Origin of the sequence: Butyrivibrio proteoclasticus B316, assembly GCF_000145035.1 — a bacterium.
GTDB classification, from domain to species: domain Bacteria; phylum Bacillota; class Clostridia; order Lachnospirales; family Lachnospiraceae; genus Butyrivibrio; species Butyrivibrio proteoclasticus.
This window is the reverse complement of sequence record NC_014387.1, coordinates 2919119-2939357: the sequence shown is the minus strand read 5'-3', so window position 1 is coordinate 2939357 and position 20239 is coordinate 2919119. Positions and strand designations below refer to the sequence as shown.

At 39.6% G+C, this 20239-nt stretch carries 21 protein-coding genes; 19 read left to right on the top strand and 2 right to left on the bottom strand.

Annotated features, from left to right (window positions below):
- Window positions 1-26 precede the first annotated feature (26 nt).
- The 3 genes from BPR_RS12175 (at window position 27) to clpX (ending at window position 3575) form a co-directional block, all read left to right on the top strand.
- Window positions 27-1538: an ArnT family glycosyltransferase gene (locus tag BPR_RS12175; RefSeq protein WP_013281794.1), complete on the top strand. Its 1512-nt coding sequence runs from the start codon at window positions 27-29 to the stop codon at window positions 1536-1538.
- A gap of 94 nt (window positions 1539-1632) precedes the next feature.
- Window positions 1633-2238 carry an ATP-dependent Clp endopeptidase proteolytic subunit ClpP gene (gene clpP, locus BPR_RS12170; RefSeq protein WP_013281793.1) on the top strand — a complete coding sequence of 202 codons (606 nt, stop codon included), beginning with the start codon at window positions 1633-1635 and terminating at the stop codon, window positions 2236-2238.
- Window positions 2239-2306: 68 nt separating this feature from the next.
- Window positions 2307-3575, top strand: a complete 1269-nt coding sequence (gene clpX, locus BPR_RS12165; protein WP_013281792.1) for an ATP-dependent Clp protease ATP-binding subunit ClpX — start codon at window positions 2307-2309, stop codon at window positions 3573-3575.
- Window positions 3576-3875: 300 nt separating this feature from the next.
- Here clpX and yihA read toward each other — a convergent pair whose 3' ends face one another.
- Complete coding sequence (gene yihA, locus BPR_RS12160) at window positions 3876-4478, bottom strand: ribosome biogenesis GTP-binding protein YihA/YsxC (protein WP_013281791.1); 603 nt, start codon at window positions 4476-4478, stop codon at window positions 3876-3878.
- Between the two features lie 156 nt (window positions 4479-4634).
- Between yihA and BPR_RS12155 the strand changes: the two genes are divergently transcribed.
- From BPR_RS12155 to BPR_RS12080, 16 genes are all read left to right on the top strand, one after another.
- Complete coding sequence (locus tag BPR_RS12155) at window positions 4635-5237, top strand: HdeD family acid-resistance protein (RefSeq protein WP_013281790.1); 603 nt, start codon at window positions 4635-4637, stop codon at window positions 5235-5237.
- A 51-nt stretch (window positions 5238-5288) separates the two neighbouring features.
- Window positions 5289-6266 carry a glycosyltransferase family 8 protein gene (locus tag BPR_RS12150; RefSeq protein WP_013281789.1) on the top strand — a complete coding sequence of 326 codons (978 nt, stop codon included), beginning with the start codon at window positions 5289-5291 and terminating at the stop codon, window positions 6264-6266.
- Between the two features lie 28 nt (window positions 6267-6294).
- Complete coding sequence (locus tag BPR_RS12145) at window positions 6295-6909, top strand: vitamin B12 dependent methionine synthase activation domain-containing protein (protein ID WP_013281788.1); 615 nt, start codon at window positions 6295-6297, stop codon at window positions 6907-6909.
- Window positions 6910-7014: 105 nt separating this feature from the next.
- Window positions 7015-7548 carry a cob(I)yrinic acid a,c-diamide adenosyltransferase gene (locus BPR_RS12140; protein WP_013281787.1) on the top strand — a complete coding sequence of 178 codons (534 nt, stop codon included), beginning with the start codon at window positions 7015-7017 and terminating at the stop codon, window positions 7546-7548.
- Between the two features lie 110 nt (window positions 7549-7658).
- Window positions 7659-10259: an ATP-dependent chaperone ClpB gene (clpB, locus tag BPR_RS12135; RefSeq protein WP_013281786.1), complete on the top strand. Its 2601-nt coding sequence runs from the start codon at window positions 7659-7661 to the stop codon at window positions 10257-10259.
- Window position 10260: 1 nt separating this feature from the next.
- A complete protein-coding gene (locus BPR_RS12130) occupies window positions 10261-10443 on the top strand; it encodes a DUF4250 domain-containing protein (RefSeq protein ID WP_013281785.1) in 183 nt (60 codons plus the stop codon).
- Window positions 10444-10638: 195 nt separating this feature from the next.
- Window positions 10639-11364: a CpsB/CapC family capsule biosynthesis tyrosine phosphatase gene (locus tag BPR_RS12125; protein ID WP_013281784.1), complete on the top strand. Its 726-nt coding sequence runs from the start codon at window positions 10639-10641 to the stop codon at window positions 11362-11364.
- A 9-nt stretch (window positions 11365-11373) separates the two neighbouring features.
- Window positions 11374-12105 carry a YveK family protein gene (locus BPR_RS12120; RefSeq protein ID WP_013281783.1) on the top strand — a complete coding sequence of 244 codons (732 nt, stop codon included), beginning with the start codon at window positions 11374-11376 and terminating at the stop codon, window positions 12103-12105.
- Between the two features lie 48 nt (window positions 12106-12153).
- On the top strand, window positions 12154-12984 hold the full coding sequence (locus tag BPR_RS12115) for a polysaccharide biosynthesis tyrosine autokinase (protein ID WP_013281782.1): 831 nt from the start codon (window positions 12154-12156) through the stop codon (window positions 12982-12984).
- A gap of 42 nt (window positions 12985-13026) precedes the next feature.
- A complete protein-coding gene (locus BPR_RS12110; protein ID WP_013281781.1) occupies window positions 13027-13485 on the top strand; it encodes a DUF5011/hyalin repeat domain-containing protein in 459 nt (152 codons plus the stop codon).
- Between the two features lie 76 nt (window positions 13486-13561).
- Window positions 13562-14620, top strand: a complete 1059-nt coding sequence (locus BPR_RS12105) for an LCP family protein (RefSeq protein ID WP_242662167.1) — start codon at window positions 13562-13564, stop codon at window positions 14618-14620.
- A gap of 25 nt (window positions 14621-14645) precedes the next feature.
- Window positions 14646-15398, top strand: coding sequence for a class B sortase (locus BPR_RS12100; RefSeq protein ID WP_013281779.1), 753 nt, complete (start codon window positions 14646-14648; stop codon window positions 15396-15398).
- 38 nt (window positions 15399-15436) lie between these two features.
- On the top strand, window positions 15437-16411 hold the full coding sequence (locus tag BPR_RS12095) for a hypothetical protein (protein WP_042257036.1): 975 nt from the start codon (window positions 15437-15439) through the stop codon (window positions 16409-16411).
- Window positions 16412-16713: 302 nt separating this feature from the next.
- Complete coding sequence (hisC, locus tag BPR_RS12090) at window positions 16714-17817, top strand: histidinol-phosphate transaminase (RefSeq protein WP_013281777.1); 1104 nt, start codon at window positions 16714-16716, stop codon at window positions 17815-17817.
- 69 nt (window positions 17818-17886) lie between these two features.
- Window positions 17887-18369: a COG2426 family protein gene (locus tag BPR_RS12085; RefSeq protein ID WP_013281776.1), complete on the top strand. Its 483-nt coding sequence runs from the start codon at window positions 17887-17889 to the stop codon at window positions 18367-18369.
- A 57-nt stretch (window positions 18370-18426) separates the two neighbouring features.
- Window positions 18427-19311 (top strand): class I SAM-dependent DNA methyltransferase, encoded by an 885-nt coding sequence (locus tag BPR_RS12080; RefSeq protein ID WP_013281775.1) that lies wholly within the window; start codon window positions 18427-18429, stop codon window positions 19309-19311.
- Here the strand turns inward: BPR_RS12080 and dapF are convergent.
- Entirely contained in the window at window positions 19308-20231 is a 924-nt protein-coding gene (gene dapF / locus BPR_RS12075) for a diaminopimelate epimerase (protein ID WP_013281774.1), read from the bottom strand. The two genes, BPR_RS12080 and dapF, sit on opposite strands and share 4 nt — an antisense overlap.
- Between the last annotated feature and the right edge of the window lie 8 nt (window positions 20232-20239).

Below are 20239 nucleotides of genomic sequence, written 5' to 3'. Positions count from 1 at the left end.
CTGTTTTACGATGGAGGAGAGTGAAAATGAATACCCAAAAGAGCACGATAAAATTTGTGATCAAATATGGCATTATGCTTTTGACGGCATTTATATTTGTGTTTTATGCATCAGCTACCACAAGCCCCTTTATCGATTTTAAAAGAATAGATTCATATATGTTTTTGATCATGGGAAGAGGTTGGAGTAAAGGGCTCATTCCTTATGTAGATCTTTTTGATCAAAAGGGACCTGCTATATTTTTTATAAATATGCTAGGTTTTTGGTTAACGGGGAATAAATACGGTGTGTTTTTACTTCAGATTCTATTTATGTTTGCTTCTGAATGTTTGATTTACTTCATGTTTAGAAGGGTATACTCTGACAAAATAGCACTTGCTATGGCTTCTCTTGGTATATTTACTTTTCTATGGAACTATGAAAATGGAAATATGAATGAAGAGTACGCCAATCCATTTTTAATAGCCAGTTTTTTATGTCTGACTAAATGGCTTGATGAAAAAGACAATGACAAAATAGATCATAATCCCTGGTATGCATTTGTTTATGGCATTACTTTCGGATTTTGCCTGATGTCCAGGGTTACAAATGCCATAGGCGTATGCATGGCAATTCTATTGATCTTAATATATTTAATATATAATAAACGTTTTATCAACATATTTCACAATGCTGTAGCTTTCATACTTGGTGCACTCTGCATAGTCACTCCATTTGCTCTATATTTTGCAGTTAAGGGTGCAACCTATGATTTTTGGTATGGCACGATCCTATTTAACTTGCATTATGCAACTCAGGGGAAAACAGGGCTTGTCATGCTATTGAAAAGTGCTATTGGCCAGATTGGCAGTTATGCTCTTATGGCTATTGGGATAATGCATATAGCAAGGAAAAAATACTTTGATGGCGTTTTATTTTCCTCAATTGGTATAGTTACAGAACTATTGATGCTGAATATCAAAAACTATAAGCACTATTACATGATAATATTCCCTTATCTTCCGGTGGCTTTCTATGAACTTAAGAAGATCATGGATGATAAAGATATATCTATAAATAAGGCTGGTAATGTTATAAGAAAGCTTGCTCTTGTCGTGTTAATAGGACTTTCTCTTATTACTGTAGCAAGAACCGGCAAGGAAGTATTGGAGATAAATAAATTGTATGATGAATATCCATCCAGTATTGAGGCTCAGCAATATGCCCAAGAGATCAGCTTTACCTCGCAGATCCCGGAAGAAGAAAGAACATCAGTATTATGCTATGGCCTTATGCCTGGTGTATATTTTGATCTGAATATAGATCCGCCATGTAAATATTTTGTACTTCAGGAGTGGATGGGCAAATTTACAAATGATTTTGCAGGAAAAGTAGTAGAAGAGGTTGAAGATAAAAAGCCCGAATATATAGTGTGCAATTATTCTGAGGGTATGATAATTGAAAAAATCATAAATGAGAGTTATAGAGTAATAGCAAATGAGAATATAGTGAGAGATAAGAACGAAGGCAAATTGGTTTTATATAAGAGAAACCACTGATAATGCCTTTGATTGCAAAATGCTTTTAAAAAGAAGAAATAAGCATTATAATATTCTTGATATGTGCTTTTATGCTTGGAAAGGAAGATAGAATATGAGTTTAATACCTTATGTCATTGAACAGACAAGCCGTGGAGAGAGATCTTACGATATCTATTCCAGACTTTTAAAAGAGAGAATTGTATTCCTTGGAGAAGAGGTTAATGCAGCTTCAGCTAGTACTATAGTTGCACAGCTCCTGTTCCTCGAGGCAGAAGATCCAAACAAGGATATCCATATGTACATCAACAGCCCAGGAGGAGAGATTTCTTCCGGTATGGCTATTTATGACACAATGAACTATATCAAGTGCGATGTCAGCACAATCTGTATTGGTATGGCAGCCAGCATGGGAGCATTCCTTCTTGCAGGCGGTGCTAAGGGCAAGAGAATGGCTCTTCCTAATGCAGAAGTTATGATCCATCAGCCACTTGGTGGAACACAGGGACAGGCTACAGAAATTGAAATCGCTGCTAAGCATATCCTGAAGACTAAAGAGAAGATGAACAGAATGCTTGCTGCTAATACAGGCAAGAGCTATGAACAGGTAGCTGCTGATACAGAGAGAGATAACTGGCTCTCAGCCCAGGAAGCTCTTGATTATGGCCTTATTGATTCTATTATTGAGAATCGTCCTTCAGAAAAGGAAGACAAGAAGTAATAGAGTAATATAGTATTATATTTTATGTGTCGGAGAGGTTATTACCTAGACACGATTTAAGGAGAAATATGGCAGGAAAGAATTCCGGAGAGATCAGGTGCTCTTTTTGTAACAAGACACAGGATCAGGTTAAAAAGTTAATAGCAGGACCTGCAGGAGTATATATTTGTGATGAATGCGTAGATATCTGCGCAGATATCATTGAGGAAGAATTTGAGGATGAACCTGTATCAGGTAAAACACAGCAGATCAATCTTTTGAAGCCTGCTGAAATCAGAAACTTTCTTGACGAGTACGTAATCGGACAGGATGAGGCCAAGAAGGTACTTGCTGTTTCAGTTTACAATCATTACAAGAGAGTTCTTGCTCCCAAGAATGATGACAAGAACGATGTAGAACTTCAGAAGAGTAACATTATCATGATAGGACCTACAGGTTCAGGTAAGACATATCTTGCTCAGACCTTGGCCAAGATCATCAATGTTCCTTTTGCTATAGCAGATGCAACTACTCTTACAGAGGCTGGATATGTAGGTGAGGACGTAGAAAACATCCTCCTCAAACTCATCCAGAATGCAGATTATGATATTGAGCGTGCCCAGTATGGTATCGTTTATATCGATGAAATAGACAAGATTACCAAGAAGAGTGAGAATGTTTCAATTACTCGTGATGTTTCAGGCGAAGGTGTTCAGCAGGCACTTCTTAAGATTGTAGAGGGTACTGTTGCAAGTGTTCCACCTCAAGGTGGACGTAAGCATCCTCATCAGGAGCTTATACAGATTGATACCAGCAACATTCTCTTTATCTGTGGTGGCGCATTTGATGGCCTTGATAAGATTGTCGAGGCAAGACTTGACCGCAACTCAATCGGATTTAATGCTGAGATAGCAGATAAGTCTGAGAGAGAAATCGGTGAAGTGCTCAAGGAAGTTACACCTCAGGACCTTGTTAAATTTGGTCTTATCCCTGAGTTTGTAGGACGTGTGCCTATTACAGTAACTCTTGAGGGATTATCCAAGGAAGCTCTTATGAGAATCCTCACAGAGCCCAAGAATGCTCTTGTTAAGCAGTATCAGAAGCTCTTTGACTTTGATGATGTTAAGCTTACATTCGAGGATGAGGCTGTACACAAGATAGCTCAGATGGCATACGAGAGAGAGACTGGAGCAAGAGGCCTTCGCTCTATCATGGAGAAGACAATGATGGATGTTATGTATGAAATTCCATCAGATGATACTATCAGCGAATGTGTTATCACTGACGCATCTGTTGATGGAACAAGCCAGCCACTCATTGTTCACAAGGATCAAAAGAAGCTTAAGCAGGCTAAATAACTAGGGGATTCGTAGAAATACTTGTTTTCGTCTGCGTCGTAATTACCCTAAATTCAAAAACAGATAAATGTCTCATTTCATGTTATTCAGAGAAATCGACATTTATCTGTTTTTTCATTTGGGTAATTATCTCCTCGTCCGAGAACTGCGTATTTCTACGAATTTGCAATATTTTTCGTCCGAGAACTGCGTATTTTTGTGAATATGCAATATTTTTCGTCCAAGAACTGCGTATTTTTGCGAATAGGCAATAATTTTCGCCCAAGAACAGCGTATTTCTGCGAATAGGCAATATCTTTTTTACTTCTGCGTGTTGGCCTCGGCCAGAAGCTCATCCATGAAATCATAAATTTCCTGACGGCCTTCTTTGGAAAGGGCTGAATACGGGAATATCTTAATCTCATCCGGAAGTCCTAGTGTGTTGCGCAGCATATTGAGGTGCTTCTCATGCTGGGATTTCTTGATCTTATCAGACTTGGTCGCAATGATGACTGGCTGGAAACCCTGATGAACAATCCACTTGTACATCTGAACGTCATTAGCTGAGGGTTCGTGTCTGATATCTATAAGAAGGAATACTCTAAGGAGCTGCCTTGATGTATGAAGATAATTTTCAATCATCTTGCCCCACTGCTCCTTGACTTTCTCGGGGACACGCGCAAAACCATATCCAGGAAGGTCTACAAGATAGAACTCATCGTTGATATTGTAGTAGTTGATGGTTTGAGTTTTGCCGGGTTCCTGGGATGTTCTGGCGTAATTCTTACGATTCATAATACCGTTTATAAGTGAACTCTTGCCAACATTACTCTTTCCGGCAAAAGCAAATTCAGGATGAATGTTATCCGGAAGTGTACTGGTTATTCCACATACTGTTTCAAGATTTACGTTTTTAATTACCATTTTTAATCTCTTTCTTATTCATTATTTACAAATTCATCGTTAGATATTTATTTGTTTCTACCCTATTATATTTGATGTGGACAAGGATTGCAAAAGGGCGAACAGGTGTCTTATAATTGCTGATAAAGGTATTACGTCATCTAAAGGGGATTTTATATGAAAACACTAAAAAATATAAGACCGGATTATTTGATCAGAGCTATCGTACTTATAGTTGTTGGTATTATTTTAGCTGTATGGACGGCTGCAAGTCTTGATGTGATGGCCAGAGTGCTTGCTGTTTTACTTATTGTCATTGGTGCAGTTCTTATAATTACTTATCTTGTTCACAAGGAAAAGAGTTTTACGATTTCCGGAGGATTTGTTGCAGGGATAATAATTGCAGCAGTAGGCGCATGGATTTTTGCTAACCCAGGAAAGTTTACAGATTTTATTCCCAAGCTTTTTGGTATTTTTATTTTGATCAGTGGTCTAAGTAATCTGGGCCAGACTGTATCACTTATCAGGTATAAATCAACCACCTGGTGGATTTCGCTTATTATTGCATTTGTAACTGTAGGCCTTGGTGCATTTTTGTTCTTTAATCCGACCAATGCCAAGGAGATTGCAGTTACGCTGATTGGAGTCTTTCTGATAATTGACGGAGTAACTAACCTGATAACAGCGGTACTTGTAGGCTCTGCAGCCGGGAGAGTCCAGCAGGAAAAAGAGGCTATAGATGTTGAAGCTGTAGTGGTAGAAGAACATCAGGAAAAATAGCAAAATATATTATTTTTGACATAATAATTGTTTGAAACTTGGAGAGAAAACTTGGATAGGCTTTGTTTTGCGTTTTCATCTGATGAAAACTTTATTGTTCCAACATATGTAGCAATGCATTCACTTATGCATTTTGCGGATAAGAGATTTGACTACATTATATATTTATTGACTCCTTCAAATTTACCAATCGAACAGATTGATCTGATCAAGTCACTTGAATCAATATTTGATAACCTTGAGATAAGAATTATAGATATGGGAAGTGCTTTTAGTGAATCTACTATAGTACTTAAACATACTTCTATACCTACTATGTACAGACTATTACTGGCAGAACTTTTGCCTGAATATGACAGGTGCATTTATGTGGATGGAGATACCATAGTTTGCAGGGATTTATCAAATCTTTTTACGGTTGATATGGATAATAATTATATTGGCGCAGTGCGTGATATTGAAGCTGCCAAATATATAACAGGATTTGACTATAGATCACGCAGACCGGACACTACAGGATATATTAATGCCGGAGTTCTGCTAATGAATCTTAGAAAGATAAGAGAAGATAATCTTATTCGGGATTTCTTAGAGCTATCAAAGGAAAAGCTTATCTTTGCTGATCAGGATATATTAAATATTGCTTGCAAGGATAAGATTCTTTTCCTTGAACTTAAATATAATGCGCTTGTAAAATATAGGTTTTTAAATTATAAAGAAGATCGATATGCTGGTTTTATTACTAAGTATTTTTCAGTAGATGAAATACATGAGGCTATTGATAATCCTGTCATTATTCATTATGCTCAGCCGGTGAAGCCATGGCATACACCATATGTTTATAAAGGCGAATACTGGTTTGACTATGTTAAAAGATATATTAGCCATGACGTAATAGAAAATTGGATAAAAAAATATATTCTTACGCAGGAGTGCGCTTCAAAGATTTATTTTAAATCAGTGATCCACATGGTTCTTTATAAGATGGGCCTTATGAGATTAATAATAAAAAAGCGACACGAAATATAAAAGATTAGACATTGGAAGATATCTAAACATGAATTTCATTCCGCTTAGCGTATCACTTGATGAAAGCTGCATATCAGATTTTATCAGGAGATATCATTTTGAAGAAAAAGATAAAAATGACATATTTCGGTTGTACAAACAGGTGATGCCAAGAATTCATGCTGAGTTTCACTATGTAATAAAGAGCTCGGGAAGTGTTTTGGAGTTTGATGATAAGTATGACGAAAAAGAAGATTGCTCAGAGGAGCAGGCTGTAGTCATAGCCACGTTAGGGCAGGCGTTTGATGAATATCAGGAGAACCTTTTGACAAGGGGTGATATCCACAAGGGCTATATGCTAGATTGTATTGGACTTGAGTTATTATGGGCCGCCTATGACGAGATAGATAAAAAGCTCCATGAAATTACAGGTAAGTATGCAGGAAACTATATATTTACAGGGGATAATACTCTTCCTATGTCGGAAGTACCAAGGCTTATGGGCTTTTTAGGACAAAAAGTTGTAACCTACAATGAGGCTTATGCGATGATTCCTAAAAAGAGCGTCTTGTTTGTAGTGCCTCTTTTGGATGAGAGCCAAAAGAAATCTAATAGATGTTCATGCTGCAATAATGTTAACTGTAATATGAGAGATACCGCCTGATGCAAGCAAAAGGGCAGTTATTACTGCATTATCTTAGAAAATGATTTACACTTTGCTGGCTTGGCATGGCAGGTAGTAGACAGCAGATTACAGGAAGGAGAGAATATGTCAGAAAAACTTGGTTTTATCCACTTGTATACAGGTGACGGAAAGGGCAAGACTACAGCGGCGATAGGACTTGCTGTCAGGGCAGCAGGCGCCGGAATGAAGGTTGTATTTGCTCAGTTTATGAAGGGAAGAGATACTTCTGAGCTTAATAGCCTTAGCTGTATAGAGGGAATTACGATTGTCAGGAATAATACAGATCTTGGCTGGTACAAGAAAGATGACTCCGAGCAGACTAAAGAATACACAAAGGTTCACAATGAGATTCTTGATGAAATAGAAACACTTATCATGAACAGGCAGTGTGACGTGCTTATTCTGGATGAAGTAACATATCCTTATAACTACGGGATTATAGACAAGGAAAGACTGGAAAATCTAATTGAAGATGGTCCTGAGGATATGGAGATCGTTCTGACAGGGCGCGATGCACCTGATTTTATGTCAGAGAGTGCTGATTATATTACCAATATGCAGAAGATAAAACACCCATATGATAAGGGGATTGATGCCAGAGAGGGAATTGAATTCTGATCCGGACATAAAAGGAAATTGTTGACATATGAAAAAAGGATTGTTATAGTTGTAATAGAACAACAATAACAATCCTTTTTATGCTATAGTTTTCTGGAAGGGAGGGAGTTATGAATATACAGAAATTTACGCAGAAATCAATAGAAGCGGTTAATCGCTGTGAGAAGGTTGCTATGGATTATGGCAACCAGGAGATAGAACAGGAACATCTTCTCTACGCGCTTATGACAATAGACGATAGCCTTATAGCCAGACTTGTTGAGAAAATGGGAATTGATACTGCATCATTTCTTAACAGGATTGAACAGGCCCTGAGTAAGAGGACCAAGGTACAGGGAGGTAATCCTTATATCGGATCAGACCTTAATAAGGCTCTTTTATCTGCTGAGGACGAGGCCAGAGCACTTGGTGATGAATATGTATCTGTAGAGCATTTGTTCATGGCCGTTATAAAGAAGCCTAATAGAGAGGTCAAAGAGATACTCAGGGAATTTGGAATTGACAGGAACAGATTTCTTCAGGTGCTCTCAGAGGTAAGGGGTAACAGAAATGTTACTACAGACAATCCTGAGGCTACTTATGATACTCTCAGCAAATATGGTACAGAGCTTGTTGAGAAGGCCAGGAGACAGAAACTTGACCCTGTAATTGGACGAGATACTGAGATCAGAAATGTTATCAGGATTTTGTCCAGAAAGACCAAGAACAATCCTGTTCTGATAGGCGAGCCCGGTGTAGGTAAGACTGCTGTTGTAGAGGCACTTGCCCAGAGAATTGCAAGCGGTGATGTGCCGACAGCTCTTAAGGACAAGAAGATCTTCTCTCTTGATATGGGAGCCCTTGTTGCAGGCGCCAAGTATCGCGGAGAATTTGAGGAAAGACTCAAGGCGGTTTTGGAAGATGTAAAAGGATCAGATGGAGAGATAATTCTTTTCATTGACGAGCTGCACCTTATCGTTGGCGCAGGCAAGACTGATGGAGCCATGGATGCAGGTAATATGCTAAAGCCTATGCTTGCAAGAGGCGAACTTCATTGTATTGGTGCCACAACACTTAATGAGTACAGACAGTATATTGAGAAGGATGCCGCTCTTGAGAGACGTTTCCAGCCTGTAATGGTAGATGAGCCGACAGTAGAGGATACTATCAGTATTCTGCGTGGACTCAAGGAGAGATATGAGGTATATCACGGAGTTAAGATCATGGACAGTGCTCTGGTGAGTGCAGCAGTTCTGTCTAACAGATATATTTCTGACAGATTTCTGCCGGATAAGGCTATCGACCTTGTAGATGAAGCTTGCGCACTTATCAAGACAGAAATGGATTCAATGCCTGCTGAACTTGATGAGCTTAATCGTAAGATCATGCAGATGCAGATTGAAGAGGCAGCTCTTAAGAAAGAGGATGATTCTCTTAGCAAAGAGCGACTTGCAAACTTGCAGAAAGAGCTTGCTGAACTTCAAGAGGAGTTTGATCTTCGCAAGACCCAGTGGTCCAATGAAAAAGAGGCTGTGGATAAGCTTGCGGCTATGCGTGAGCAGATAGATACAATTAATTCTGAAATTGCGATTGCCCAGAGAGATGGGGATTATGAAAAGGCTGGAGAACTTCAGTATGGTAAACTCCCTGCTCTTAAGAAGGAACTTGAAGAGGCAGAGGCACTGGTAAGAGAAAAAGAGTCTGACACAACACTCGTACATGAAAGAGTATCAGATGAGGAAATTGCCGGTATTATCAGCAGATGGACAGGTATTCCCGTTAACAAACTTACGGAGAGTGAGAGAAATAAGACACTTCACCTTCCTGATGAACTCCACCAGAGAGTAATAGGTCAGGACGATGCTGTAGTTAAGGTTTCAGAAGCAATCATGAGATCCAAGGCCGGAATCAAGGATCCTACCAAACCAATCGGCTCATTCCTGTTCCTTGGACCTACAGGTGTAGGAAAGACTGAACTTGCAAAGAGTCTTGCACAAGCACTTTTTGATGATGAGAATAATATGGTCAGGATTGACATGAGTGAGTACATGGAGAAGTATAGTGTATCAAGACTCATTGGAGCACCTCCAGGATATGTAGGATATGATGAGGGTGGTCAGCTGACAGAAGCTGTCAGAAGAAAACCTTATGCGGTAGTTCTTTTTGATGAGGTGGAAAAGGCTCACCCGGATGTTTTCAATATCCTGTTGCAGGTACTGGATGATGGAAGAATCACAGATTCTCAGGGCAGAACTGTGGATTTCAAGAATACGATCCTTATAATGACTTCAAACATCGGCGCTCAGTATCTTCTTGATGGTATTAGGGATGATGGCACGATTAGTGAAGAGGCGGAAAAAGAGACCATGGAAGATCTGAGGGCTCATTTCAGACCTGAGTTTCTCAACAGACTTGATGAAATAATCATGTTTAAGCCTCTGACCAAGGATAATATTGGTGGCATTGTTGATCTTGTAATTGCAGACCTTAATAAGAGGCTTGCAGACAGAGAGATAACAGTCAGACTTACCGATACAGCCAAGGATTATGTCATTGATAATGCTTATGATCCTATATATGGTGCCCGCCCGCTTAAGAGATACATTCAGAAGTATGTTGAAACCTTATCTGCTAAGCTCATTCTTGAAGATCAGGTACAGCCACATGATGCTATAGAATTTGATGTCGAAAGCGGAGAACTGACAGCAAGGGCGGTCAGGGACAGGAGATAATATGATACCAAATGATCCAATAATGCTACTAAGTTTTATAAATATGAAGCTTCGCGATGAATATGGAAATCTGGATGCCCTGGCAGAAGGACTCGATATCAGCACATCCGAACTGGAGACAATAGTTCAAAAACTTAAAGACGTAGGATATACTTACAACGCTGAGCTTAACAAGTTTGCATGATCTATTACAATCTAGATAATGATATTTTGTGAATCATTATCTGTAAATATGTTACTCTACATCTTGGAAATGCACCGTGTTTCAACACATCATGTTGAAACGGTGCATTTTTTAGGTGTATAATAAATTTGTAATATCATACACATTTATATGTAATAGTGTGTTTGATTATAATAACCAGACAGGGGGAACGAGATGCTTTCATCTATCGATATTCACTGTCATATTATGCCGGGAGTTGATGACGGGTCACCTGACATGGAGACTAGTCTCAGGATGTTGCAGATTTCAGAAAGAAATGGAATTGAGCAGGTAATTCTGACTCCCCATCATAAACCAATGCACCACAATGTCAGCCCGGAGCACAATAGGCTTTATTGTGAGAGACTGCAGGAAAATGCTGATAAGGCTGGTATTCATATACATCTATATTCAGGAAACGAAATATACTACAGTGATGAGACTCAGAGAGAACTTGAAAAAGGCAAGATATGTACTCTGGCGGGCTCTGACTATGTTCTTGTGGAGTTTCATCCGACTAATCCATATAAAGCAATACATAATGCAATCTACCAGGTTCAGGCAGCAGGATACATCCCAATCATCGCTCATATAGAAAGATATAGCGATATAGTATCTCATGCTTCTTATGTAGAAGATCTTATCAGCATGGGATGCCTGGTTCAGGTAAATGCTTCTAGCGTAATGGGAAAATATGGCTTCGGAATTTCCCATTTTACTAAAAAACTATTAAAGAACAGACTGGTTCATTTTGTAGCTACGGATGCTCACGACAACCTTAAAAGAGCTCCGGAAATTCTGGACTGCAGGAACTACGTGGCTAAGAAATATGGCCAAGGGTATAGCGATAAGGTTTTTTACACTAATCCTATGTCGGTTATTCGAAATGAAATGTTGTGAGGGAGATTAATGAATAACAGAGATGACGTGCTGGAAATTAATCTTGGGGAACTGTTTGCGGTACTTATGGGAAGAGCATTCCTGATTATCAGTGCAGGTATTTTCTTTGCGCTGGCAGGCCTTTTTCTCAGTAAGTTTGTGATTCGCCCGGAATACGAGTCCACAACCAAGATATATATTCTGAACAAGGAAGAAAACCAGACTGTAACCTATTCGGATGTGCAGATATCAACGCAGCTCACTCAGGACTATGCGGAGCTTATCAAGTCAAGGCGTGTTCTGGAAGAAGTTATTCAAAGACTCCATCTGACAGATATGGAATATAAGGACCTTTATGATGTCCTCAAAGTGGATACACCATCAGATACGAGAATAGTTGCAATTACTGTCAGGGACAAAGATCCCCTGATGGCTATGAAGATTGCCAACTGTATCAGAGAGGTTGCGAGTGAACATATCACAAATGTTATGGATATTGACGCCATCAATATAGCTGAAACTGCAAATGTTCCGACAGACAAGGCAAGTCCTTCAGTAGCCAGATGGACAATAATTGCAGGCTTTATAGGTGCAGTAGTTGTAGCCTTTTTTGCAATACTTGGGTATCTGCTTGATGACTCGATCAAGAGTAATGATGATGTTGAGCGATATCTTGGGCTTAGTACACTTGCACTTATACCTCTGACGACGGATGAGATGGACAAGAAAAAGAAAAAACAAAAACCTAAGAAGGTTAAGTGATCATAAACCATAAATCGTACATTTTGACTGTATTTTACAGGGGGATTCATGCAAAACGCGAAGCTACATTTTAGCCAGTCTGAGAACAATTATCAGATAAAAGAGGCCTACAAGACTCTTCGAAGTAATATAGAGTTTAGTGGACAGAATGTAAAAGTGGTATCAGTTACGAGTTGTACTCCGGGTGAGGGTAAAACAACAGTCGCAATGGCGCTTGCAAGAGCCTTTGCAGAAGCGGGCAAAAAGACTGTTCTGGTGGATGCTGATATGCGTAAGTCTGTTCTTGTGGGACGATATAAAACGGGATCTGTAAGGCTCGGGCTTACCCACTGCCTAGTTGGAAGAGAAAGGCTCTCAAGTGTGATCTGTGAGACAGACACTCCTAATCTGTATGTTATATTCAGTGGACCGGTTCCACCAAACCCAAGTGAGCTGCTTGGGGGACGTATTTTTAGTAAGGCGTTGGAGAACATGAAACAGGTCTTTGACTATATTATTGTTGATACGCCTCCTCTTGGAAGCGTTATTGATGCAGCAGTTGTAGCCAAACAGTGCGACGGAACAGTTATGGTGATTGAGAGTAATGCTATCAGTTACAGATTTGCTCAGAGAGTAAAAGATCAGCTTGATAAAGCGGGAGCCAAGATGCTTGGAGTTGTTCTTAACAAGGTTGATATAGCTGGAAAAGGCTATTATGGCCACTACGGTAACTACTATGGTAAGTATTACGGCAAGTACTACGGAAAGTACTATGGCAAGTATGGTGAGGACAATATCGATGTTCCTACCAAGCCAAATGCTACCGTTACTGACCCTGAACCTGATGAAGATGATCTTGATGAACTTAATTATCTTGCAGGAGTAATGAGAAAAGACTGATGTTATTGCAGGGTTAGAAAGAATTGATTATGGGGGCACATAGTGAAAGGAAATATTCTAGGAATTTTTTTTACTATACTAAGTGGAGTATTGATAGCCTTTATTGTTATTGCATACGGAAGAAGCGACAGGCAGGAGCCTGAATTTAGATTTTCTGCGCTGAACCTGATATATGATTCCAAAACGGAGGACTCTGACCTGATAGCTGGCATAAATGCATATGATTCACGGGATGGAGATCTTACAAGCAGGATTGTTGTGGAAAAGGTGGTTCTAAATAGAGAAGCAGAGACAGCCGTAGTTTATTATGCTGTTGCTGATTACAGTGGAAATGTGGCTAAGCAGTCCAGAGTTTTTCCGGCGGATATCAAAGATATAGAAAATGATGGAGAAATGGACGAAATAGTTGAGGATGAGCTATATCCTAATTTATTTATGAGTGACGGTGCTGAGGAGTTTAGCAGTGCTGAAGGTAGTTCTGAAGAAGAGATTATACAATAAACATAAATTACCTGATGAACATATATATAACCACACTAGCGCGGTTTTGTGAGAATGAATAAGTGGAGATATGCCTATGGGAAGAGTGGGCAAAGTATTTCTCATAGTATGGGCGGTCCTGATGACAATCATTGCAGGAGGACTTGCCGGCTTTGAAGCTATGAGATTTTTTGGAAAAACGAATCTGGATTCTAAATCAGCGACCAGTACCCCTATGCTTGATCAGGCGAATGGTGCATATTCTGTAGACACTGCAGAAAAATGGCAGAGCGACTGGGTCAGATATAACGGAGAGGTCTATGATTATAATGAGGATATAATAACCTTTTTGATAATGGGTATAGATAAGGAGGATGAAGTTGTCAAAGAGGTTAAAGAAGGAGCTGATGGTGGGCAGGCGGATGCTCTTTTTCTCCTGGTATTAAATCCACATGATGAATCGATCAAGATAATCGGAATAAACAGAAATACTATGACAGATGTGGATATATACGACGAATATGGAAGGTATATGACCACAATGATCGCGCAGATTGCTGTGCAACATGGCTTTGGAAATGGGATGGAGGAGTCTTGTGAATATCAGGTCAAGGCTGTTTCCAATCTATTTTACCAGCTTCCGATTCATGGATATGCGGCTATTAATATGAGTGCGATTCCAAAGATAAATGATATGGTAGGCGGAGTTGATGTTACTGTACTGGAGGACCTGACCAAGTTTGATAAAAAGCTTGTGGAAGGCGAGAAGATTCACCTTGAGGGGGCGACTGCTTTTAGATATGTTAAATGCAGAGATACTTCCGTTTTCGGATCGAGCGACAGAAGACTTGAGAGGCAGAGACAATATCTGAATGCTTTTATTAAGGCTGCCAGAAATGCAAGTTCTGAAAATAATAACGCTGCTATTCAGATTTTTACAGAAATCAGAGATGCAATGGTAACCAATATTACTGCCGATGAAGTTTCATATCTGGCTCCGGACATGATCAATTATTCTTTTGACCCGACTGACTTTATGATGATCAACGGCGAGACTACAAGAGGAGAATTTTTCGAGGAGTTTTATGTTGATGAGGATGACCTGTTTAAAACTATAATTGAAGTTTTTTATGAAAAAGTTAATTATGTGGACTAAAGTTTTGAGGAGAAGATGCCGATAAATGAAAAGTAGAGGTGTGAAAACCCGAAATGGACTGATTGTCATGCTTCTTTTGACAGCTTTTTTGTTTGGGTGCGGAAAAGAAAGTGCCGCAGATAATGCCACTTTAGATGGTGAAGAAGCAGAAGAACAGGTAATTGATGTACAAAAGCTACATGAAGCCAACAGCGATATATTTGCCTGGATAAAGATTCCTGGAACGACGATAGAAGCGCCGGTTCTCCAAAGCTCTGAGGGTGATGACAGCTATTATGCAAGCCATGATTATGTCAAGAGGTATGACCCTGATGGAGCACTTTATATTGAAGCAGCTAACGGGAATGATATGTGTGATTTTAATACCGTGATACACGGATCATCCCCTTCTGATGGCAGCAGGTTTGCAGGGCTTAGCCAGTTTTTAGACAGAACCTATTTTGATGAAAATCAGTTTATTTATATTTATCTTGATGGAAACGCACTTGTGTATTACATTTTTGCTGCGTATTTGAGAGATGATACAAGGCTTTTAGAACAATATGATTTTTCATATGCTTCAGGCTGCCAGGCTTTTCTGGATGAAATATATGATTCCAGGAGTATGTCCAAGATTATCAGAAATGGCTGGGAAGATCAGGTGGTACCGGAAAACTTTTTGGTTACGTTAACTACTACTGATCCGGCGACTGGTAAACAGCTAGTAGTGATTGGCAGTTTAATAGGAGACGTGGCAGGGACGATAGACAGATACGTGGATTATGGAGACCCTGAATAATAGATGTTGTTAAGGAAAGTATGGAGGCGACGAAAAAGATGAAGAAGATTCTGGCACTCATGTTATCTTGCGTTATGGTAATAGCATTTAGCGTAAGCGCTCTTGCAACGAATGGCGGCTCCAATGGAGACATTCCTCCAGCACCTGGCTCACAAAGTGCCTGGGCAGCATTCTGGCAGGAATATGCCAAGGCTATAAATGATCGTAATGCAGCTCAGACTGCCGCAAGTGCTGCCAAATCTGAAGCTGAAGCGGCAAGAAACGACGCTGCAGCCGCAAGATCTGAAGCAGCAAGTGCAAGTGAAGCAGCTGCAGAGGCAAATTCCAAGGCAGATGCGGCAAATGCAGAACTCAGTAAGGCTATGGATAGTCTTGATGCCGCTACACAGGCTTTGAGTAAAGCTGCTGAGGATTACAAAGAGGCTACGAACAAGAATCAGGATCTGCAGAAACAGGTCAATAATTATGCAGCTCTCGCTTCCAAACAGAGCGCAGATATTGCAAAGCTTTCTAAGCAGGCTGGTGACTACGAGAGCAAGCTTAAGATGGCTGCAAATGATGCCAGGAATATGGCTGGAAGAGGAAGTTCTTCTGGAAATACTACTCGTAATCAGATGATGATCAATAACAACGCTGTTTCTTATGGAGGAAACGTTGTTGCTCAGGGCGGCCATGTAGAGATAAATGGCGGTAAAAGTAATGTTACTTTTATCGTTGGCGTTCCGGATGGTGGGACTATGACATCGGCTGCAAGCTTGGCTGCAAATGTTAAGGGATCATTGATAAACTGCGTAACAGTAACTTCAACAGTTGCATTTAGAAACGCACGAGTAAACTTCTATGTTTCAGGAGTTACTGCTGCTGACAATATCGCTGTTTACCAATTGCAGAATGGTAAGTGGGTACAGCTTCCAACTCCGGAGATCAGACAGGATCATGTCATTGTTAATATGACAAGATATGGAACATTGGCATTTATCAGGGTTCCGGTGCTCGCATCTGTATCATATTAAGATAGTAAACAAAAATCTGCACTTGCTGCTTTTTTAGCAAGAACATGATTTGGACTTTGTGTGAGAAATGTTTATTCATTGATAGAATTAAGATAGGTTGATGGTTATAAGAGCTTTGCGTGGATAATTGGATCCGGCAAAGCTCTTTTTGCTCATAGATTAAGGGGAAAATAGATGTGTTGAAAGAATTTATTATACATGCTATGCTATGGTAGCGTGATAAAGTAAAAACATGCCTTACATAAGCTTATAAAAAGTGCGCAAAACGACGCATGATATTTGAATATAAAGGAGTACCGCTAATGAATTGGGAAGCTAACGTTAGAAAGGTTGTTCCATATACACCGGGAGAACAACCAAAGATTAAGAATATAATTAAACTTAATACAAATGAAAACCCTTATCCGCCTGCACCGGCAGTTGCTGAGAGGATTAAGGAGACAGATGTTTCTGATTACAGGAAGTATCCGGATCCTACGTGCTCTGTTTTGGTAGATGCAATTGCAGATTATTATAATGTGGATAAAAAGAATGTCTTTGTGGGAGTAGGATCTGATGATGTACTTGCCATGGCATTTCTGGCGTTTTTTAATTCAGAGAAGCCGGTTCTTTTCCCTGATATAACATACTCTTTTTATGATGTATGGGCTCAGCTTTATAGGATTCCTTACAGGCAGGTTCCACTTAAAGATGATTTCACAATTGACGTAGACGACTATACAGGATATGGCGCAGGTGGCAGCAAAGCATCTGATGAACAGAAGAAAGAAGGGTGCGGCGGAATAGTAATAGCAAATCCCAATGCACCTACAGGTGTCTTTCTTGGTTTATCAGCTATTGAGAAAATTGTCGCGGATAACCGGGATGTTGTTGTGATTGTGGACGAAGCATATGTTGACTTTGGAGCTGAGAGTGCTCTTCCACTTATCAATAAATATGATAATCTTCTCGTTGTACAGACTTTCTCCAAATCAAGATCAATGGCTGGCATGAGAATTGGATATGCATTCGGATCAGAAAAGCTCATTAAATACCTGTCCGATGTAAAATTTTCTTTTAACTCCTATACCATGAACATGCCATCTTTGGAACTTGGCGCCCTTGCAATTGCCGATAAGGAATACTTTGAGGAAACCAGAAACAAGATTATTGCAACTAGAGAAAGGACAAAGGTTAAGTTAAAAGAGCTCGGATTTGAATTTGCTGATTCCAAGACAAACTTTATTTTTGTAAAGCACCCACAAAGGTCCGGAAAAGAGATATTTGATGCTCTCAGACAGCGCAATATTATTGTCAGGCGCTGGGATATTGAGAGAATTAGTGAGTACCTCAGAATTTCAATTGGAACTGATGAGGAAATGGATCAGCTGATCAAAGCATTGAAAGAAGAATTAAAGAAATGTTGACTAGACTTCGTTATTCCGATATGATACGTTTTACGTGTTGCAATTAGAATAATAGGAGGAAAGTTATACATGTTAGTAAAATATCTGTCAGTATTTTTGTGGGCGATGGTTCCACTTGTTGAGCTTAGAGGCGCTATTCCTATCGCACACACAATACATGCAGTTGATCCGAGTTTTAATCTTAAGCTTGCTTATGTACTTATAGCATTAGGAAATATGATTCCTGTTCCATTTATTTTTTTCTTTGCCAGAAAGGTTCTTGAGTGGGGAAAAGATAAGCCTGTAATAGGTAAATTTTTTACATTTTGCTTGGAAAAAGGTGAAAAGGGAGGCAAAAAGCTTCAAGCAACTGCAGGAAGAGGCTTGTTTGTAGCACTTCTTCTTTTTGTTGGTATCCCTGTTCCTGGTACAGGTGCCTGGACTGGAACATTGGCTGCAAGCATTTTGGATATGGATTTTAAACAGAGTGTTCTTGCTGTAATTTGTGGTGTTGCTTTAGCCGGGATTATAATGAGCATAGTAAGTTTTGTTATTGTTGGCGTTGTAGTATGAGAATCTTTTTGGCCGCATAATAGAGCTGATAATATTGTTTTTTGAGAGGTGATCAGGATGGAAGCATACTCTGATTTTGCAACTGTATATGATACCTTCATGGATGAAACCCCATACGATGTATGGGGTGATTTTATTGATGAGCTTATCAGAAAATATGGGGTATCCAAAGCTTATGACATTGATAACAATGAAACAAAGGATACTCTGTCTGATAAGACTAATATTGATGATGGCTCTACAGATAGTAGCAATCATGATTATGAAGAAGCTATTGATGAGGAACGCAATCTTGTCGTAGAACTTGGATGTGGGACAGGATCTTTTACCCAGGTCATGAAGCAAAAAGGTTACGACATAATGGGGATAGATATGTCTCCGGAAATGTTGAATATTGCAAGGAATAAGGCTACAGACGCAGGGTTTGATATTATGTATCTGGAACAGGATATGCGGGAACTTGATCTGTATTGTACTGCCGGAACGATCATCAGCGTGTGCGATAGCGTCAACTACCTTCTTGAGGATGAAGATGTTATAGAAACCTTCAAACTGGTTAATAATTTTCTGTTTCCGGGAGGAGTTTTTATCTTTGATTTTAATACTCTTCATAAGTACAGAGATGTGATAGGAGATGCGACTATTGCGGAGAATCGTGATGAATGCAGCTTTATCTGGGATAATTACTATCATGAAGATGAGCACATTAATGAATATGATCTGACTATTTTTGTTAAGACTTCTGATAATGCAGAGGATGAGCTGTTCAGGCGATTTTCTGAAACACATTATCAGAGGGGATATACTCTTGATGAGATGAGAGGATTTGTTGAGGCAGCAGGACTTGAGTATATTACCGCTATCGATGTTGACAGCCATGAGGAGCCAACAGACGATAGCGAAAGAATATACATCATTGCCAGAGAACATGGAAAATCTTAAAGATCTATTTCACCGGTAAAAACGGTAGTTGCAGGGCCTTCCATGATCACTGAGGATTCTGCATTTCCGTCCCATGTGCAGGTTACGATTCCGCCTAGGACATGAACAGCTACTCTATTGTCTGTCAGCCCGTTTAAAACACAGGCAACAGTTGTGGCGCAGCATCCGGTGCCACAGGCAAGAGTCTCGCCTGTTCCGCGTTCCCATACACGCATATGTACGTTGCCTCTGTCATCAACTTTGACAAATTCTGTATTGGTGCGGTTAGGGAAAATAGAGTTATTCTCAAACCTTGGACCAATCTTTTCTATTTCAAATGAATCAAGGTTTACATCTTCGGGAAGAAAAACAACTGCGTGTGGGTTCCCCATGGAAACACAGGTGATCTTCCACTCTTTTCCATCTATGATAACAGGAGTATCAATTACAATATCCGGCATGGAGCTTAATAATTCACGAGTAGCAGAAGGCAAAGAGCTTCTATCTGTGGATATATCAGATTTAACTGCTACAGGAACTTCTGAAGCTGCCAGTATCGGAGCTCCCATATCAACTTTTACTGAAAATACAAGATTATCTGTTCCGATTTCCAGATTTATGTATTTCTTTTTGCCGGCGCTAACTATGACTAAATCAGTCTTGTCTGTCAGTCTGTTGTCGTATACATATTTTGCAACGCATCTGATTCCGTTTCCGCACATTTCTGAGCGAGAGCCGTCGGCATTATACATTTCCATTTCAAAATCAATAGAATCATCATCCACAGGATTTATAAATATAAGTCCGTCTGAACCAATTCCAAAGTGTCTGTCAGAAACTATTCTGGCAATCTCAGATTTCTTAGACTGCTCAATAATTTCTTTTGAACCGTCAACGTAGACATAATCATTTCCACAGCCATGCATTTTAGTAAAAAACATAATTCTGT

What these genes read in the sequence shown, in the direction of transcription:
- BPR_RS12175 (WP_013281794.1), top strand. Translation starts at nt 27, where the DNA reads ATGAATACCCAAAAGAGCACGATAAAATTTGTGATCAAATATGGCATT.
- clpP (WP_013281793.1), top strand. Translation starts at nt 1,633, where the DNA reads ATGAGTTTAATACCTTATGTCATTGAACAGACAAGCCGTGGAGAGAGA.
- clpX (WP_013281792.1), top strand. Translation starts at nt 2,307, where the DNA reads ATGGCAGGAAAGAATTCCGGAGAGATCAGGTGCTCTTTTTGTAACAAG.
- yihA (WP_013281791.1), bottom strand. Translation starts at nt 4,478, where the DNA reads ATGGTAATTAAAAACGTAAATCTTGAAACAGTATGTGGAATAACCAGT.
- BPR_RS12155 (WP_013281790.1), top strand. Translation starts at nt 4,635, where the DNA reads ATGAAAACACTAAAAAATATAAGACCGGATTATTTGATCAGAGCTATC.
- BPR_RS12145 (WP_013281788.1), top strand. Translation starts at nt 6,295, where the DNA reads ATGAATTTCATTCCGCTTAGCGTATCACTTGATGAAAGCTGCATATCA.
- BPR_RS12140 (WP_013281787.1), top strand. Translation starts at nt 7,015, where the DNA reads ATGTCAGAAAAACTTGGTTTTATCCACTTGTATACAGGTGACGGAAAG.
- clpB (WP_013281786.1), top strand. Translation starts at nt 7,659, where the DNA reads ATGAATATACAGAAATTTACGCAGAAATCAATAGAAGCGGTTAATCGC.
- BPR_RS12130 (WP_013281785.1), top strand. Translation starts at nt 10,261, where the DNA reads ATGATACCAAATGATCCAATAATGCTACTAAGTTTTATAAATATGAAG.
- BPR_RS12125 (WP_013281784.1), top strand. Translation starts at nt 10,639, where the DNA reads ATGCTTTCATCTATCGATATTCACTGTCATATTATGCCGGGAGTTGAT.
- BPR_RS12120 (WP_013281783.1), top strand. Translation starts at nt 11,374, where the DNA reads ATGAATAACAGAGATGACGTGCTGGAAATTAATCTTGGGGAACTGTTT.
- BPR_RS12115 (WP_013281782.1), top strand. Translation starts at nt 12,154, where the DNA reads ATGCAAAACGCGAAGCTACATTTTAGCCAGTCTGAGAACAATTATCAG.
- BPR_RS12105 (WP_242662167.1), top strand. Translation starts at nt 13,562, where the DNA reads ATGGGAAGAGTGGGCAAAGTATTTCTCATAGTATGGGCGGTCCTGATG.
- BPR_RS12100 (WP_013281779.1), top strand. Translation starts at nt 14,646, where the DNA reads ATGAAAAGTAGAGGTGTGAAAACCCGAAATGGACTGATTGTCATGCTT.
- BPR_RS12095 (WP_042257036.1), top strand. Translation starts at nt 15,437, where the DNA reads ATGAAGAAGATTCTGGCACTCATGTTATCTTGCGTTATGGTAATAGCA.
- hisC (WP_013281777.1), top strand. Translation starts at nt 16,714, where the DNA reads ATGAATTGGGAAGCTAACGTTAGAAAGGTTGTTCCATATACACCGGGA.
- BPR_RS12085 (WP_013281776.1), top strand. Translation starts at nt 17,887, where the DNA reads ATGTTAGTAAAATATCTGTCAGTATTTTTGTGGGCGATGGTTCCACTT.
- BPR_RS12080 (WP_013281775.1), top strand. Translation starts at nt 18,427, where the DNA reads ATGGAAGCATACTCTGATTTTGCAACTGTATATGATACCTTCATGGAT.
- dapF (WP_013281774.1), bottom strand. Translation starts at nt 20,231, where the DNA reads ATGTTTTTTACTAAAATGCATGGCTGTGGAAATGATTATGTCTACGTT.